Origin of the sequence: Paenibacillus sp. A14 (assembly GCF_036864815.1) — a bacterium.
Taxonomy (GTDB): domain Bacteria; phylum Bacillota; class Bacilli; order Paenibacillales; family Paenibacillaceae; genus Fontibacillus; species Fontibacillus sanfengchensis.
In genome coordinates, this window is sequence record NZ_JBAGJD010000015.1 from 1 (window position 1) to 15,770 (window position 15,770).

At 52.7% G+C, this 15,770-nt stretch carries 16 protein-coding genes; 4 read left to right on the forward strand and 12 right to left on the reverse strand.

Features of this window, described 5'->3' with window-relative positions; translation table 11 throughout:
• The 5 genes from V4U88_RS24065 to V4U88_RS24085 form a co-directional block, all read right to left on the reverse strand.
• Positions 1-2,130: Ig-like domain-containing protein (locus V4U88_RS24065; RefSeq protein WP_334075742.1), on the reverse strand; the 2,130-nt coding region annotated here is incomplete at its 3' end.
• Positions 2,131-2,141: 11 nt separating this feature from the next.
• Positions 2,142-3,962 (reverse strand): motility associated factor glycosyltransferase family protein, encoded by a 1,821-nt coding sequence (locus V4U88_RS24070; protein ID WP_334075743.1) that lies wholly within the window; start codon positions 3,960-3,962, stop codon positions 2,142-2,144.
• A gap of 333 nt (positions 3,963-4,295) precedes the next feature.
• Positions 4,296-4,517, reverse strand: a complete 222-nt coding sequence (locus V4U88_RS24075; RefSeq protein ID WP_263639291.1) for a helix-turn-helix domain-containing protein — start codon at positions 4,515-4,517, stop codon at positions 4,296-4,298.
• 202 nt (positions 4,518-4,719) lie between these two features.
• Positions 4,720-5,157 carry a DUF1801 domain-containing protein gene (locus tag V4U88_RS24080; RefSeq protein WP_334075744.1) on the reverse strand — a complete coding sequence of 146 codons (438 nt, stop codon included), beginning with the start codon at positions 5,155-5,157 and terminating at the stop codon, positions 4,720-4,722.
• 95 nt (positions 5,158-5,252) lie between these two features.
• The gene (locus V4U88_RS24085; RefSeq protein ID WP_334075745.1) at positions 5,253-5,702 is read right to left on the reverse strand and encodes a MarR family winged helix-turn-helix transcriptional regulator; all 450 of its coding nucleotides are present in this window, start codon (positions 5,700-5,702) and stop codon (positions 5,253-5,255) included.
• Between the two features lie 199 nt (positions 5,703-5,901).
• On the opposite strand from V4U88_RS24085, the gene V4U88_RS24090 reads away from it, so the two are divergent.
• Genes V4U88_RS24090 through nagA form a run of 3 tightly spaced genes read left to right on the forward strand, consistent with a single transcriptional unit; the run spans position 5,902 to position 8,673 of the window.
• Complete coding sequence (locus tag V4U88_RS24090; RefSeq protein WP_334075746.1) at positions 5,902-6,774, forward strand: MurR/RpiR family transcriptional regulator; 873 nt, start codon at positions 5,902-5,904, stop codon at positions 6,772-6,774.
• Positions 6,767-7,495 (forward strand): glucosamine-6-phosphate deaminase, encoded by a 729-nt coding sequence (gene nagB / locus V4U88_RS24095; protein WP_334075747.1) that lies wholly within the window; start codon positions 6,767-6,769, stop codon positions 7,493-7,495. Before V4U88_RS24090 ends, nagB begins: the two co-directional genes overlap by 8 nt.
• Complete coding sequence (nagA, locus tag V4U88_RS24100) at positions 7,495-8,673, forward strand: N-acetylglucosamine-6-phosphate deacetylase (RefSeq protein ID WP_334075748.1); 1,179 nt, start codon at positions 7,495-7,497, stop codon at positions 8,671-8,673. The genes nagB and nagA overlap by 1 nt, the downstream gene beginning before the upstream one ends.
• A gap of 65 nt (positions 8,674-8,738) precedes the next feature.
• On the opposite strand, the gene V4U88_RS24105 is transcribed toward nagA, so the two are convergent.
• Positions 8,739-9,839, reverse strand: a complete 1,101-nt coding sequence (locus tag V4U88_RS24105; RefSeq protein ID WP_334075749.1) for a YhcN/YlaJ family sporulation lipoprotein — start codon at positions 9,837-9,839, stop codon at positions 8,739-8,741.
• 169 nt (positions 9,840-10,008) lie between these two features.
• Here V4U88_RS24105 and V4U88_RS24110 point away from each other — a divergent pair, with 169 nt between their 5' ends.
• Complete coding sequence (locus V4U88_RS24110) at positions 10,009-10,935, forward strand: NAD-dependent epimerase/dehydratase family protein (protein ID WP_334075750.1); 927 nt, start codon at positions 10,009-10,011, stop codon at positions 10,933-10,935.
• A 58-nt stretch (positions 10,936-10,993) separates the two neighbouring features.
• Here V4U88_RS24110 and V4U88_RS24115 read toward each other — a convergent pair whose 3' ends face one another.
• The 6 genes from V4U88_RS24115 to V4U88_RS24140 form a co-directional block, all read right to left on the reverse strand.
• The gene (locus V4U88_RS24115) at positions 10,994-11,380 is read right to left on the reverse strand and encodes a hypothetical protein (RefSeq protein WP_334075751.1); all 387 of its coding nucleotides are present in this window, start codon (positions 11,378-11,380) and stop codon (positions 10,994-10,996) included.
• A 19-nt stretch (positions 11,381-11,399) separates the two neighbouring features.
• Positions 11,400-12,473 carry a glycosyltransferase family 4 protein gene (locus tag V4U88_RS24120; protein ID WP_334075752.1) on the reverse strand — a complete coding sequence of 358 codons (1,074 nt, stop codon included), beginning with the start codon at positions 12,471-12,473 and terminating at the stop codon, positions 11,400-11,402.
• Positions 12,474-12,488: 15 nt separating this feature from the next.
• Positions 12,489-12,824 (reverse strand): hypothetical protein, encoded by a 336-nt coding sequence (locus V4U88_RS24125; protein WP_334075753.1) that lies wholly within the window; start codon positions 12,822-12,824, stop codon positions 12,489-12,491.
• A 218-nt stretch (positions 12,825-13,042) separates the two neighbouring features.
• On the reverse strand, positions 13,043-14,530 hold the full coding sequence (locus tag V4U88_RS24130; RefSeq protein ID WP_334075754.1) for a glycosyltransferase family 4 protein: 1,488 nt from the start codon (positions 14,528-14,530) through the stop codon (positions 13,043-13,045).
• Positions 14,531-14,650: 120 nt separating this feature from the next.
• A complete protein-coding gene (locus V4U88_RS24135) occupies positions 14,651-15,085 on the reverse strand; it encodes a hypothetical protein (protein ID WP_334075755.1) in 435 nt (144 codons plus the stop codon).
• 172 nt (positions 15,086-15,257) lie between these two features.
• Complete coding sequence (locus V4U88_RS24140) at positions 15,258-15,707, reverse strand: hypothetical protein (protein WP_334075756.1); 450 nt, start codon at positions 15,705-15,707, stop codon at positions 15,258-15,260.
• Positions 15,708-15,770 lie beyond the last annotated feature (63 nt).

Here is a 15,770-nt window from a genome sequence, read left to right on the forward strand (position 1 = left end):
TTCCAGTCCGCCGTCCAGATACAGGTCCGCTCTGTCTCCATTCAAGGTTCCGTAGCCGGTTGTAAACATACCGCTCGACACGCGGACTTGTCTTGCTATGCGGCCATCCAGGGCCTCACGTACAATGACGTCCCCCGTTCCCCACTGCACCGGTTCGTTAAACGTCATGCTCAGCCCTGAAACTAACATCGCTCCGCTGCCTTCCGGACTCTTGCTCACCATCTGCGGGGCCGTTTGGTCCGCCGTCCGGAAGCTCCACAATCCGGGTCCATAGATGCCGCCAAACCCTTGCCCCGCTCCATCCCGGAACATCCCCGAGCTCACTTGGACGTAATACGAAGTGTCATCCGCCAGCGGACCATTCAAACTGATCATCGCCACGCTTCCGCTCAGACGCACGTTCCCGCCGCTCAGACGTTCCACCACCTGGTTGTCCGATTTCCGGTTCACCGTAATCTCTCCGCTCCCAAGCCGAATCGCTTCGCTAAAGAGAATGGTCAGTTCCGGCTGTAATGTCGCACCGCTGCTTTGCGGCGACAGGCTCGTATAATACGGGGCCTCATCCCAGGTCGTAAACGTCCACTCGCTCGACCCCAGGATGCCCGCAAACGGGTTGCCGCTGTGGTCCATAAGCGTTCCCGGCGTCACTTCCACGTAGTACGATGTTCCGCTTTCCAGTCCGCCGTCCAGATACAGGTCCGCTCTGTCTCCATTCAAGGTTCCGTAGCCGGTTGTAAACATACCGCTCGACACGCGGACTTGTCTTGCTATGCGGCCATCCAGGGCCTCACGTACAATGACGTCCCCCGTTCCCCACTGCACCGGTTCGTTAAACGTCATGCTCAGCCCTGAAACTAACATCGCTCCGCTGCCTTCCGGACTCTTGCTCACCATCTGCGGGGCCGTTTGGTCCGCCGTCCGGAAGCTCCACAATCCGGGTCCATAGATGCCGCCAAACCCTTGCCCCGCTCCATCCCGGAACATCCCCGAGCTCACTTGGACGTAATACGAAGTGTCATCCGCCAGCGGACCATTCAAACTGATCATCGCCACGCTTCCGCTCAGACGCACGTTCCCGCCGCTCAGACGTTCCACCACCTGGTTGTCCGATTTCCGGTTCACCGTAATCTCTCCGCTCCCAAGCCGAATCGCTTCGCTAAAGAGAATGGTCAGTTCCGGCTGTAATGTCGCACCGCTGCTTTGCGGCGACAGGCTCGTATAATACGGGGCCTCATCCCAGGTCGTAAACGTCCACTCGCTCGACCCCAGGATGCCCGCAAACGGGTTGCCGCTGTGGTCCATAAGCGTTCCCGGCGTCACTTCCACGTAGTACGATGTTCCGCTTTCCAGTCCGCCGTCCAGATACAGGTCCGCTCTGTCTCCATTCAAGGTTCCGTAGCCGGTTGTAAACATACCGCTCGACACGCGGACTTGTCTTGCTATACGGCCATCCAAGGCTTCATGTACAATGACGTCACCCGTTCCCCACTGCACCGGTTCGTTAAACGTCATGCTCAGCCCTGAAAGTGAAATCGCTCCACTGCCTTCCGGACTCTTGCTCACCATCTGCGGGGCCGTTTGGTCCGCCGTCCGGAAGCTCCACAATCCGGGTCCATAGATGCCGCCAAACCCTTGCCCCGCTCCATCCTGGAACATCCCCGAGCTCACTTGGACGTAATACGAAGTGTCGTCCGCCAGCGGATGAGTCAGACTGATCATCGCCACGCTTCCGCTCAAGCGCACGTTCCCGCCGCTCAGACGTTCCACCACCTGGTCGTCCGATAGCCGGTATACCGTAATCTCTCCGGTTCCAAGCCGCAGTTCCTGATCGAACAACAAACTAAGCAAGGGGGTCAATGAAACCCCGCTTCCGTGTGGGAGTGTTTGCAAAAGCTCCATCGGATCGCTCGACATCATATAAAAAGTTTGAGGGATGTCATGAGGTAAATCATACGTCGAGTCCGTAACAGTTAATGCGCGGTCCGAGTAAGATTGATTTGCTTGATCTTGTTCTATCTTCCCACTCGCGCTGGCATAAAATGGGCTTGTCAAATTTATCACTTGAGTAGTCAACAAAGTAACTTTTATAATATGGTCTACTTTCTCCAGCTTTCTTTTTCTTCCGGCCATTACTATGTCTCCTAACCCCTATTGGAAATATGAAAACGACTTATAATATCTTTGGACTGCGCATAGTCCTGCTGACAGCTCCACACGAAATCCCCGAAATGTAAAACAACTTTTTGAGCCCTACTTAAAGCTTGGCGCTCATTTCTAATAGAATTCATCTTGCTGTATAAAAACTCGTAACCCGACCGATTTCTCGGTAATATGTATAACTTGAAGTACGGATTGCCTATCATCTCCGCAAATAGATCGTCGAACTCAGCCAAAGCCACATTCACCTTCTCATCCAGCCCAAACTTAACCCAATTAGCCAATTCCATCAACTTCTGCTGCAGTTGTCCAAAAATCTGCTGAAACAGCTCCCCCTCCCGCTGTAGTTTATCTAAGCTTCTCTTAAACTGAGCTATATCGTAACCGGAAGAAGCGTTGTCGAACATCCATGCGGCATCGACTGTTTTTGCTTGGAGCCTCAGTTTGATAACCTCATCCAGATGAAGGAATTTTGTTCCTGTAATTTGAGCGCCATCCCGGGTTGTATTAATAAACTCAATCCCCGGACTAGAATGAATGTAAAACTCCATTTCTCTCTTCATTTTTATAAAAGACGGGTTGCTGATGACCTCCCCCCCGTTTACGCCTTCCATTTGGGTCATTCCTTCCCCGTAGGGAATGCCTGTTGAATTCGTTATTCCGGATGCATAGTACTTCCGGTTGCGGTAAGCCAAGTTTTGCCCAACCAGAATAATCAGTCCCGCCTTCATACGAATCATACATTGTAACGCAATCACTGCGACTGAAGGAGCATCATTGATAAGAGGAGGCGTTTCGCCGGATTTGCTGCGAAGCAATTGCATCGATACTTCATCCTGGGTAATAATAACGTGCATTTTGGGGCCCGGATAAGAATCCAGCGTATTTCTGCCTACCGTACTTCCAAAAACGATAGGGATCTTATCTATCCGTTTATCAATTATTTTCTTAATTACATCAACATTATAAGGATTTGGATCGTAGCTGAAAGTAGCATGCGGGTAAATCCCATGTTCTATTAATGCATTCACGGCCGAACCTACCGAAAAAATATAGGCAAGCCCTTTCTCCTTAATCGTTCGGAGATGCTCTATTTCATCATTCAGTGAAGGCCCGGCGGAAACGATGACTACGGGCTTGCCTTCAAGGTGAGACTCACCCTTTTTCAGAAAATTGGGGGTATTCAATACAAAAGGCATATTATGTAAGCTGTTTAAGGCCCATTCTTTTTCATAGAACTGATTGACCTTGATTCTATGTTGCTTATAATTCACCAGTTGTCGAAGAGTATTATTAAATTGCTCGAGTTCTTTCGGAAACATCCGCATATAGGCGGGCCAAACGACAACCAGGATTCTGGAAACGCGGTCGATCAGCCCTGCAAGCGCCGGCGCGGCTTTCTCAAACGGGTCACCCAACATGATTTCATCAACCGATGATAAAATCTCCCACTCATTTGGAGAACTATGCTCTAAGAAAGCAGACATAATACCTGGACATGGCTCAAACACGGAAAAGGGAATCTCAGGATGCTTTCGTCGAAATGCCGAGATATGACCTCCAAGACCTACACCAAAAAATAGGACATGCGATTCCTTCATCACATGTTCAAATTGGGTCATCCAATTCGCTATTTCTACCTTGGGACTCACTTGGTCGTACATATAGTTTTCGACACCCTTATGAACCATCATCAAATTGCAGTCTCCCTTGCCCGCAGGGAGAATTTGAATTTCATCATTAGATTTCAACTGTAATAAGTGTGGAAACCTCTGCTGAATTATGTATTTAGGTTTAATTTCCATCGTCCGTGATTCTCCTTTGTATTCCATAAAAACAGTAAAACTGACTCACTCGCTGAATTTGACTTTACCCCATTTGGTAATTTCGACCTATTTCGAAAAAATCCCTTCTTTTTCGCGCTTATTTTTAACGACTCATTTTACAGAAAGCGATAAGAGACTATTTCCCTGAAAGCCTAGTGTCTTTAGTGATCATTTTGGCGAGTCAGTTGGCAATGGACTGCTGCCTGAATGGTCTTTCTCGCCCCCCAAACAAAAAAACCTCCTCTCCCTCCCGCAAAGTGCGGGACGAAAAAGAAGGTTGCGGTTTTCCGGGCGAGGCCTTTTGGATCACCGTCAGATTTTTAACTCCCCAAGCTTGATCAGCTCGACTACCGCTTGCGCACGACCCTTGACGTTAAGCTTTTGCATAACATTGGAAATATGGTTCCGGACGGTTTTCTCGCTGATAAACAGCTGGCCCGCAATGTCGCGCGTCGTTTTATCCTGCACGAGGAGTTCGAAAACCTCCCGTTCACGATGTGTTAACAGATTGCTGTTCCGATCGCTGCTCTTCAAAATGCGTCACCCCTCCTTGCTCGGGTTTTATGGTTTAACAAGGTTAAGGGATACAGTCAACACATCTTATGAAGAAACGGAGGCAACGGTGCCGTAACCGGATAAAATGGGCGGAGCACTGCGGAAATCCGCGCTGCTCGGAATGGACGATCTCCCCTTTGCTTCCTTCTCCACCCGACGAATGACGAAATCGCTGCCTGCACTACTCTTTTTCCGGCCGGGCCTGGGAATAGGTCTTCCGGAGAAAATCAACCGATTGGCGAATCAAAGCCTCCAGAATCTCTATACGAATATCCGCCACCTTACTAATATAAACGCATCCTTTCCCCGCGGTATGCTTGCCGAATTGCTGCAAGAGCCGTTCCCGCTCCGGATCCCCGGTCGCAAAATACAGGCTGATCTTGGACTTCCTGGGCGAGAAGCCGACGAGCGGCGCGTCTCCTTCATGTCCCGATGCGTACTTGTAATGATAGGAGCCGAATCCGATGATGGAAGGCCCCCACATTTTGGCCGGATACCCGGTCGTTTCCGAAAAAATAGCCAACAGCTTCAGGGCGTCCTCACGTTTACCCGGATGCTCCACATTTTCAATAAACTCCAGCACATCCTGGTCGGTTTCCTTCGTCTTTGGTTCATACATTCGCGATGTCCTCCTCCGGAACAATAGGCATGCCGATCTCCGGCATGAAAAAAGCTTGCCGAAAGCCAGGCAAGCCGCTCTATTCCGTTTGTGGTTTACGCCTCTTCGCCGTCCGGTTCGTCTCCTCCGGCAAATTTCTCTATCACGCCGATCAGCACTTCGAGCTCATGAGGCTCCAGGCCCGAAAGATACGATTTGAGCACATTACGCGACCGTTTTCTCGCCTCTTCGTATACCTCGTCACCGAGTTCGGTCACTGACAGCAGCACCGCTCGCCGGTCCTGGTCATCATGCCTGCGCTCCACGTATCCGCTCTGAACGAGACGGTCCGCCATCACCGTAATCGCGCTGGGCTTGACCTCCAGCTTGTCCGACAAATAGCTGACATTGCAGTTTTTGTTCTTGGCGATCAACGCGAGCATATGAAATTGAGGTCCGGTCAGCCCCAATTCCCGGTGGTGCATAATCTGGCTTTGCATTTTGCGGAACGTTTTGGACCACGCGGACAAGAGCCGCTCAATATATTCATCAAGATTAGAATCCACTATCCCTTTCACCTCTTCGGTTCATTGATGCTTACACTCAGTGTAGTATGCACCCGATGAAATGACAAGAAAATCTGTGAGTTTCCAGGAAAATCTTGCTTTCCGCCAGAGAAACGATTATGATGAAATCGAAATAATTTTCATTGATTTATAATAATAACCAAAAATAATTTTCATATCCGAAAAGAGGCGACGCCTTTTGCAGACACCCATCCTGCACGCGCTCTCCAACCATTTGGAAACGCTGCCTCCCCAGGAAAGACGGCTGGGGGAATATATTTTAAAATCACCGGCCTCCGTCATCCACCTCGGCATCACTGAGCTGGCTTATACCTGTGGAATCAGCCCCTCAACGGTGACCCGATTCTGCAAAACATTTCATTTTAAAGGATTTCCCGATTTTAAAATGAAGTTGGCCGGGGAACTGGCGCATCAGCCTTCGCAGGCCCAGTATCAGGATGTGATCGCGGGAAACGACCTGCACAAAATCGTGCAGGCGATGGAAGCCAACCATCTGGCCTCCATCACAGATACGACGCGCCTTCTCGACATGAACGAGCTGCGCCGCGCCATCGACGCCCTTTGCCGGGCCGGACGCATCGACCTTTACGGCGTCGCTACCTCATCGATCATCGCTCAGGATTTTTATCAGAAGCTGGTGCGGATCGGGAAGCACGCCACGGCGTTCGCCGATTCCCATATGCAGATTACCTCCGCTTCCTCACTCGGGAGCGGCGATATCGCTTTTGCCGTCTCCTACAGCGGCGAAACGCCGGAGACGATCGATGCCCTTCGCTGCGCCAAAGACAGCGGGGCTTTGACGGTATCGCTGACCCAGTATGGGAGCAATCCGCTCGCCTCCCTGGCCGACATATCGTTATTCTCCTCATCTTTGGAAGAAGGTATGCGCCGGGGAGACATGGCTTCGCGAATCGCGCAGCTGCATGTGATTGATATTTTATTTACGGGAATGGTAAGCATGGAATTTGAAGATTTCATTCCGAAGCTGGAAACTTCTTACCAGAACGTGCAAATATACAGAAAACAAAGGGAGGGCAATACGCATGCTTAACATTATCAAGGTAAAAGACGAACTGCAGTTCAATGAAACCGGGGCCGGCATTATCGCCAGTCTGCTTCAATCGAATCCCCGGGCCATTCTGGGACTCGCTACAGGGAGCACCCCGGTCGGAGTGTACGGCAAATTGATCGAGCTTTACCGGGAGGGCGTGGTCAGCTTCAAGCAGGCCAGCAGTTTTAACCTGGATGAATATATCGGGCTCGATGAGCAGCATCCGGAAAGCTATCGCCGGTTTATGAACGAAAAGCTGTTCAATCACATCGATATCCTGCCGGAAAATACCCATGTTCCCTCCGGAAGCTCGTCCGATCCCGAACAGGCGGCCGCAGGGTATAACCGGCTGCTGGAACAGGCCGGGCAAATCGATCTTCAACTGCTCGGCTTGGGGCATAACGGCCATATCGGCTTTAACGAACCTGCCGAGGAATTGACCGGGCCGACGCATATCGTCAAGCTGGAGGAAAGAACCCGCCAGGCCAATGCCCGGTATTTTCCTTCGATCGATGAAGTACCGACCCATGCGATCACGATGGGGATCGGTACCATTTTGCAGGCCAAGCAAATTTTGCTGATGGCCAAGGGAGCCGATAAAGCGGAGGTCGTGGCCCGGGCGCTGCGCGGACCGATCACCACCAAATGCCCCGCCTCGCTGCTCCAGACACACCCCAATGTCGTCGTGGTGCTTGACCAAGCTGCGGGAGGGCTGCTCTGATGCGGCCGGGAGCGGTGCAAATCATCCATGCTAACATCGTAACGCCCCGAGGGCGCATATCCGATGGAGCCGTCACCGTCAAGGACGGCGTCATCACCTACGTCGGCTCGACCGCCGGCGCGCCCGCGGAAACCCCCGGCTCCGTGGAAGTGGTCGATGCCCAAGGCGGCTTCGTCCTGCCCGGCTTCATAGACGTCCATGTCCACGGCGGCATGCTGCATGATTTTTCCGAACCGGGACAAGAAGCCTTCGACGCGATCACCAAGCTTCATTGCAGCCAGGGAACGACCTCGATGCTGGCCACGACGATGACGTTACCGAAGCCGGTCATCGAACAGGTGCTGGAGGAGGTTCAGCGCTACATCGAAAACGGAATGCCTTATGCCAAACTGGCAGGCGTCCATTTGGAAGGCCCCTTTATCAGTCCGAAATGGCCGGGGGCGCAAAATCCCGCACATATCGTTCCGCCAAACGCCGAGTGGATCGAGGCCTGGGAGGAGCGGTACCCGGGATTGATCAAACAGGTTACTTTTGCTCCGGAGCGTGAGGGAGCCCATGACTTGATCCGGTTTTTACGCAAAAAAGGAATCGTCGCGGCGGCGGGTCATACTGACGCGACCTACGAGGAAATGATGGCTGCCGTTGAAGTCGGACTGCATCACGCCGTGCACACGTTCAATGCGATGACGCCGCTGCATCACCGCAAACCCGGCGTAGTCGGGGCGATCCTCAGCTCTCCCGCCATCAGCGGGGAGATCATCGCCGATGGTATTCATGTGCATAAAGCCGGAATCCAACTGCTTGCCAGCGTAAAAAAGAACCATAATCTGATCCTGATTACGGACGCGATGTCCGCGGCAGGTCTCGGCGACGGCGAATATAAACTGGGCGATTTGCCCGTTGTCGTCAAGGATCATGTTTGTACGCTGCGTGACAGCGAGGGAACGCTGGCCGGCAGCACCTTGACGATGATCCGCGGGTTCCGGCATCTCGTCCGGGAAATCGGGCTTTCCGTTGAGGAAGCCTCGGAAGCCGCCAGTTTTAACCCGGCCAAACTGATTCGAATCGACCACCTTACCGGGTCGATCGAAACCGGAAAGCTCGGCGATCTGCTTCTGCTGGACCGGGAGCTTGAACTTCAACAGGTCTGGGTCGAGGGACGTAAGTTCAAAGAATAAGTTTAAAAGCGTGGCCGCAAGGGATATCTTTTCCCGCAGGCCACGCTTTTGCTTTAAATCGCCAGTTACCTTGTGACCCCGCCGGAGAAGCCGCCCGTATTCATCCCGCCGCGGTTCGCACCGCCGGTAAATCCGTTAGGCGTCGTAGGCGCATACCCGTTCGGCCCGGTCATCGTGCCGGCACGTCCCGGAAAGATCCGGTTGATCATGTTCTCAAAATCAGCAATATATCCTCTCAGCGTATCTCCCGTTCCCCCGTCGCGGGATTGGGTGGCGTAATTCCCGACCTGCGTCACGAAATCGGAGTTGCCCGAAACGTAGACGTTGCGGATATGAGGGGCTGTTCTTTTGACGGTTTCCGATATTTTGTCTTTGAGGCGCTGCGGTACATTGTCCGTCACCTGGCCGGCTTCGGTACCGTTGCCCAACCCGTTAAACGTACCGGTACCGGTTCCCGTTCCGAATCCGCTCATCCGGCCAGCCCCCGATCCGTATCCGCCCATCCCCATACTTCCATATCCTCCGGTCCCCGCCGTTCCAGGCGTACCCGCTCCGTTCATGTCGTTCAATCCCATGTTTCCGTTCGTGCCGCGCATCCCGGTTCCGGTAGTGCCGTCCATCAATCCGTTGCCCCGGGTCATATCGAACAGGCTGCCGGCGGTCCCCGAACGGCCCGTCAATCCCAAAGCCAGGCCATTGTCCCCGGCGCCGCGGGTTCCGTAATCGGCACCGTAAGGCCCGCCCATATTCGCGGTTCCCCGGTTGCCGCCGATACCGGTCGACATGCCCGTGGACATGCCGGTCATGTTGCCGCCAAGGCCGCCGGCGTTACTTGCACCGTGCATTGTAAGCGCCACATACGCATCACGGTCGGTGACTACAACGTGGGCCGTCTGCACGTCCCGAAGCTGGGCTACCTTGTTGCTCAAAGCAGGACTGTATCGGAGCGATTTAATCCGCTCACTCTGACCGTTACCGGCGCTGCGGGAAAAGTTTCGGTTGCCCTCAGGCAGGGAGTTCACGTCAAAGTTGCGCGCATTTTGCTGACGCAGGCCCTGAGTCCGGACATTGTTATTGTCCGTTCGGTTCCCGCAGCCCGTTATCCCCACCATACCGGCGATCATTGCAGCGGATAATGACAAGCTTACGATTTTGGCTCCTCGCATGAAGTCATCCCCTATCCATATAAAATTATGATGAACAGGACTTAGGATGCACCTCCGGGTTCTCCGGAATACAGGTAAACTTACCCGATCTCCTCTGTTGTCCCATGCCAAATTTAACCTTCGTTCATACGATACGTATTATGCGCTCATTCAAGGGAGGCCATGGGAATTGAAGACCGCAGTCGTTACCGGCGGAGCGGGATTTATCGGTTCGCATCTCGTCAACCGGCTAATCCGCCAAAACTTGAAGGTCATTGTCATCGATAACTTAAGCACGGGGCAAAGGAAAAACGTGCCGGAGCAGGCAACGCTTCATGTCGCGGATATCCAAAGCGAACGCACCCGGGAAATCATCCGGGAATCAAAGCCGGATTTGCTGGTCCACCTGGCGGCCCAGATTGATGTCCGGCAATCCATCGACCGGCCGTTTTTCGATGCCGATGTTAATGTGGCCGGCACCTTGAACCTGTTGGAGGCTTGCCGGGAAAACAAGGTGAGCAAGTTCATTTTCGCTTCCACTTCCGGTGTATACGGAGACCTTGCCAAAGAGGTGCTGACCGAACTCGATCCGGTGAAGCCGATTTCTTTTTACGGGCTGTCCAAATGGACCGCGGAACAATACATCAGGCTCTATGACAAATTTTACGGCATCCCCTACACCATCTTGAGGTTTGCCAATGTGTACGGGCCCGGACAAACCATAAAGGGAGAGGGCGGTGTGGTTGCCATATTTATGGACCGGCTTAAAAAAGGGCTTCCTCTTCCCATTTTCGGAGACGGAGAACAAACGAGGGACTTCGTTTATGTTCGGGATGTCGCGGAGGCCATTCTCGCTGCGGCGGAACACGGGTCGCGGGACACCATCCATGTGAGCACCGGAAAAAAGACTTCGCTGAATCAACTGATTGCGTATCTGCATGAGCTGCATCCCGAAGAAGTCGAGGTGCTGTACCAAGCGGGGAAACCGGGAGATATCCGGCACAGCTGCCTATCCAATCTTAAGGCACGCAACGACTTACACTGGAAGCCCTCATACGCGATTGAGGAAGGCCTCGCGGAAACCTACGCGAACTGGCCCGCTTTGCCCTCTTTATAATCCGTAAACATACCAAAAGGCTGACTGTCGCGATTCTGCGGGAGTCAGCCTTTTGGTATCAGCTTACGGGGAATACCGACCCTTGAAGCGAGTACGGCCCTGTAATGATGGCCCTGCTGTCCGGGGAACACGCGGTCAAATAGAAGTGCTGAACCGGGACGCTCCCGGTTTCCGTCACTATCTCCATCGTGTAGGCTTTTTCAAGACAAGTTTCCAGCGTCCGATAGATCACGGAACCATCGTGGGTATCCTTGCGAATCCTCAGCTCGATTTCCCCCTTATCCCATTGAACCGGCTTCTTCCACCCCACATCCAGCCTTAGAGTAACCCGGTCGCCGGGCGAGATGCTCATCAAAGTCACCGAAGTTAACACAATTTCCTCCTTGCCCACCAAAAAGGGCGGAAAGGTTCCGGCTGCCGTCCCTACTTTATGCGTATATTTCAAAGACCGTTCCCCTCCTTCCTTAAAGAATTTGGTCGAGCATACCGATAAAATTCCGGCAGTATACCTCCGCGTTAAACTCCGTCTGCACATGCAGCAACGCGGCCGCTTGGATATTTTGACGAAGCGGGCCGTTATCCATCAGTTCGATGGCTTCCCTGACCGCATGGTCGACATCCCCCAGTTTATAGTTCTTGCCGGTGACATTGTGAACAACGGAGGCAAACACGCCGTCACAATCCGCCGCCAGGACGGGGCACCTGCAGCTCATCGCTTCCAAAATGGCCAACGGGGAGCCTTCCGCTTTCGAGGTAGAGCACAGGAATCCGCCGGAATCTCCGATCTGTGAAAAGTAATGCATCATATGATCATTAGGCACATTGGAGCGGAGGATCAACCGGGGACTCAATTGCAAAAGCTCCACAATGCGGTCGAACTGTCCCCTTTCCTCCGGATTGGCTAAATTGGAATCTTCGAACATCCAAAGCTTGAGCTTGGGATAATGCTTCAGGAGTGAATACCCGATATACAAAAATTCCCGCCAGTTTTTGTTGTCTTCAATTCGACCCAGCCAGGCCATGATCGGCGAATCCATATGACGACCCGCCTGCTCCCGATAAGTGAACCGCTCATAATCAAAGCAGTTGTTAAATTGGAACAACGGGATTGCCGGATACATTTCCTGCAATAAAAAAGCGATATGAGGCGTATTGGGGTTGATCAGGGCGGAAGCATGGGGCTGGATCGACGAAGCTCCCTCCGTCAGCCTGTGACGAGCCAGCTCCGGCGGGCCGTATCCTTGAATTTCCAGCGCCATTTTCCCGTTGTAACCCAATTTTCTGAAACGCTCAAAACAAGTATAGTCCGAAGTCACGACGATAAAGTCATAGTTTCTTGACCGAAGAATATGCGCGGTTTCTTGGTCATCCCGGGTCAAGTAGACCGGAAAATCCTCCAGGCTTTGAAATCCCGCCCCCCAGTCGTAATACAGGCAGTCCGCCTGGATCCCGTTTCGACGCAGGGCGAGGCAACGCTGACGGTTTAAGGAATGGACGCCGCCGCTGGGTACGTAAAAAACGAACAGCACCTTCACCATCCCACCTCCCTGATGTTAAGTTTCCCGTATCGCATCATCCTGAGTAAAGATGGCCACGGTTTCTTGCTGGTTTCGGGCGAACATGGTCAAAGCGGTCGTGTGATAATCCAACGCGTTGGTGACCACGAGGATTTCAAAGGGAGCATATCGGGTCTTGATCGTCGGAATCGTCACGGTATCTCCCTGCCCCAAATGATAAAGCCCACGGTGAATCAGCCCTTGCGGCGCATATCCCAACAGTAAAAATTCAAAGCTGTCCCCTCCCAAATTGGTCAAAGATATGTCAACAGCTTGAATATATCGAGAATCGATTTTTCCGTTTTCCATCGCCTTGATTCTTAAAGTAGACATGCCAGCCCTCCAATGCAGATGTGCTTCTATAAGCCATGTTATGCTTTTCCTCTTCAAAGGGAAGGGCTCCGTCCCGCCCGGGTACAACCTTTTCTTCAGAGGCGTAACTCTTCTTCGGATGCGGGGATTTAATAGAACGACTTCGGAGTGCCAGTGGAAAGTAAACCCCCAGGCTGTCCCTGATGACGGGTTCAGACTGGGGTTTTTCGCTCAAAGATTTAGCGGGTGAGCTCCAAAACCTCCGAATCGTAGAGTGTATACTTTTGTGGAAGATTCTCCAGGATCCGGTTCCACACCGCGGAATCGACCAAAATTTCAGGATGAGCGGAGGGGACCGCAAAAATCCGGTTGTATAGATCGCCGCTTACTTTATGAGAATTGATAGGAGGGCTTGCAGCTTTCTCCGTCCGCTTATGGATAGGTTCAATTAGCGCCAAATGATAGACGGACAGCAGTCTTTGAATCATTTCATTCATCGACCAATGGACATTCCCCCAGGTCTGTGCGTTTCTTCCAAGTTCCCTGCGGAGGGCTTCATTTTCCAGCAGAAGCGACAACTGGGAGGCCAGGTTAGCGGGATCGTTTACCGGCGAGATCAAGCCGGTCTTCCCGTGTTCCACCATCTCCGGCAGTCCCCCTGCGTCCGAAACGCACACCGCCAGTCCCGCCATCTGCGCCTCCATTACCGAAAACGGCTGATTATCCTGGATGCACGAATGGACAAATATATCGGAGATCGCAAGCAGTGCGGGCACATCATCCCGTTCTCCCAGAAAACGGACGTCTTCCCGCAACTGCAGCGCGGCGACTTGCTCCTCCAATTCCTTGCGCTTCTCCCCTTCTCCCACGATCCAGCAAACCCAATCTCTCCGTGCGGACTTCAGGATTCCCAGCGCCGAAATGAGCACGTCGATGCCTTTTACCGCGGTCAGACGCGCCGGAAAAATAATCACTTTCTTTCTTTCGGGGCGTCTGATGGAGGTTCCGCGCATCACACTCTGCCGGAAAGCCTCGGCATCCAGTCCGTATTGAAAGGCGGCGATTCGTGAAGCGGGGACCCAGTATTCATGGATCAACTTGTTTCGCTGCACATGGTTGGCGGTAATCGCCAGATCTCCGGACATCGCTCCATAATGCTCCATGATCTCAAAATACCTCCAGGCCGGCGAGCCTGCATTCACATTCAAATGCGGGTTCTGAATGAAATGGTTTTTTAATTCCGCGGCTACCGACCCATGAAGATGAGCGATCAGGGGAATGTGCGGCGGCTTGACCCTGGCAAGCGCCCTGGCGGAAAATATATCCTGAGTATGAATCACATCGTATTGGTCCAAGCCAAAGTAGGCAGCCGACAGCTCCATCATATAGCGATCCAGCTCATAGAAATCGATGGGACTTTGCGCATGAAGCAAGGGGGCTTTGTTTTTGTCCAGCTTGGCAACCAACAGAGGGCGGAGTTCCGATTTGGAGAGCTCTTTGCCCCGGTTCCAAACATGGTATTTGCTATAATCCGGGCTGTTCCCCATTAAATCGACTTCATGGCCAAGCTCCTCCAGGTGCTGCTTGACCTGCATCATAAATTTCCAGACTCCGCCCACATGCGGGACGAGCCAATAAGTTGCAAGCAGGATTCTCATGCCTTCTCCTTCCCGGGCGATCAGCCTTCCGGCAGAGCGCGACTTAAGTGAATTTATGCGATAGTACAATATATTTCCCACCGTGAACCCACGGTCACGTCATTGGCCTTCCCCGGCGAAAAATCGCAGAAAAAACCGGCCCCCTTGATAGGGACCGGCATAAGAGAAAGTCGGGAATTGGACAAGAGGTTAAGCAGCGGGCTCGGAATAAGCGGCGGCGATCAGACTTTCCGGACCTACGCGAGTCGGCGTAGCCGTCGTGCTATCCACGGAAACAACCGCCTGGTAAATCAGGAATCCATCGGGATTCGGCGGCTGGTAATCGGCTCCGGTAATCGTGAAGGCAAATTGCCCGCCTTCGGCTGTGATATTCGGGAAGCCTTCCGTAACCGTGTAAATCGGCACTGTTCCCAGCGACGAAATCCGGTTAATCGTAATTGTTACATCGGTGGGTGCGGCACTTGCAACGGAGATCGTCACCATGGCGGAGAACTGGATTTCCAGGTCGGGACCCGCGTCGGAAGTATCCAAACCGAGAGTACCGAAAATGGCCGGTGTCGTAGTGACTGCGGTACCGCCCGTTGAGTTGACAGCTACCTTTGCATCGAGAAATTGATTTGGCATTAACATTCTACCTCCTTTCATAATGCTATATTATGCTGATAGAGAGACGATGCTTGGACGACTTTCCGTATAGCGAAAAAGAGGCTGTTTAATAGAATAGATTCGCGATTCCTTCCCTAATTAAACGGAGAACCGCCGGGATCAAGATCCCGGCGGTTCTTTGGGGAATGCGTTAAACAGGGGTCGGCAAGTCGGAATAGGCCACAGCCTGGAAGCTTTCCGGACCAACCCGGTTCGGGATGACGGCCAAGCCCGCTGGAATGCTGACAAAAGCTCGATAGCTAATGAAATCAGCAGCCGGCGGGATGTCGATACCACTAATCGTAATGACATCCGTCGTCAGCAGCAGCGTTCCGACCGGCAACGTTTTGGTGGCCGTATAGACCGTTGTCGAAACACCACCTATAACTCGGTTGATCGTGATCGTTACAGGGACAAGAATGGCGATGGTGGCGCTCAGCGTAACGGTAGCGCTGAAATGGACACGCAGGTTGGGGCCTGCCTCCGACGTGTCCAACCCGAGCGTGCCGAACAGCGCCGGCGTCGTTGACGCCGGTTCTGAAATGGCATTCGCGAACGAAGCGTTCTGAGAAAGCTGACTGTCTACTAAAAAGTTTGGCATTTGTTTTCTACCTCCTTTCTAGTCCTATTCTATGCAGTGTGCTAGAAAAGGGTTGGACGAATT

Excerpts from the sequence above, each read along its gene's own strand:
- nagB (WP_334075747.1), top strand. The coding sequence starts at position 6,767 with ATGCTTAACATTATCAAGGTAAAAGACGAACTGCAGTTCAATGAAACC.
- V4U88_RS24125 (WP_334075753.1), bottom strand. The coding sequence starts at position 12,824 with ATGTCTACTTTAAGAATCAAGGCGATGGAAAACGGAAAAATCGATTCT.
- V4U88_RS24070 (WP_334075743.1), bottom strand. The coding sequence starts at position 3,962 with ATGGAAATTAAACCTAAATACATAATTCAGCAGAGGTTTCCACACTTA.
- V4U88_RS24135 (WP_334075755.1), bottom strand. The coding sequence starts at position 15,085 with ATGCCAAATCAATTTCTCGATGCAAAGGTAGCTGTCAACTCAACGGGC.
- V4U88_RS24080 (WP_334075744.1), bottom strand. The coding sequence starts at position 5,157 with ATGTATGAACCAAAGACGAAGGAAACCGACCAGGATGTGCTGGAGTTT.
- V4U88_RS24105 (WP_334075749.1), bottom strand. The coding sequence starts at position 9,839 with ATGCGAGGAGCCAAAATCGTAAGCTTGTCATTATCCGCTGCAATGATC.
- V4U88_RS24140 (WP_334075756.1), bottom strand. The coding sequence starts at position 15,707 with ATGCCAAACTTTTTAGTAGACAGTCAGCTTTCTCAGAACGCTTCGTTC.
- V4U88_RS24120 (WP_334075752.1), bottom strand. The coding sequence starts at position 12,473 with ATGGTGAAGGTGCTGTTCGTTTTTTACGTACCCAGCGGCGGCGTCCAT.
- nagA (WP_334075748.1), top strand. The coding sequence starts at position 7,495 with ATGCGGCCGGGAGCGGTGCAAATCATCCATGCTAACATCGTAACGCCC.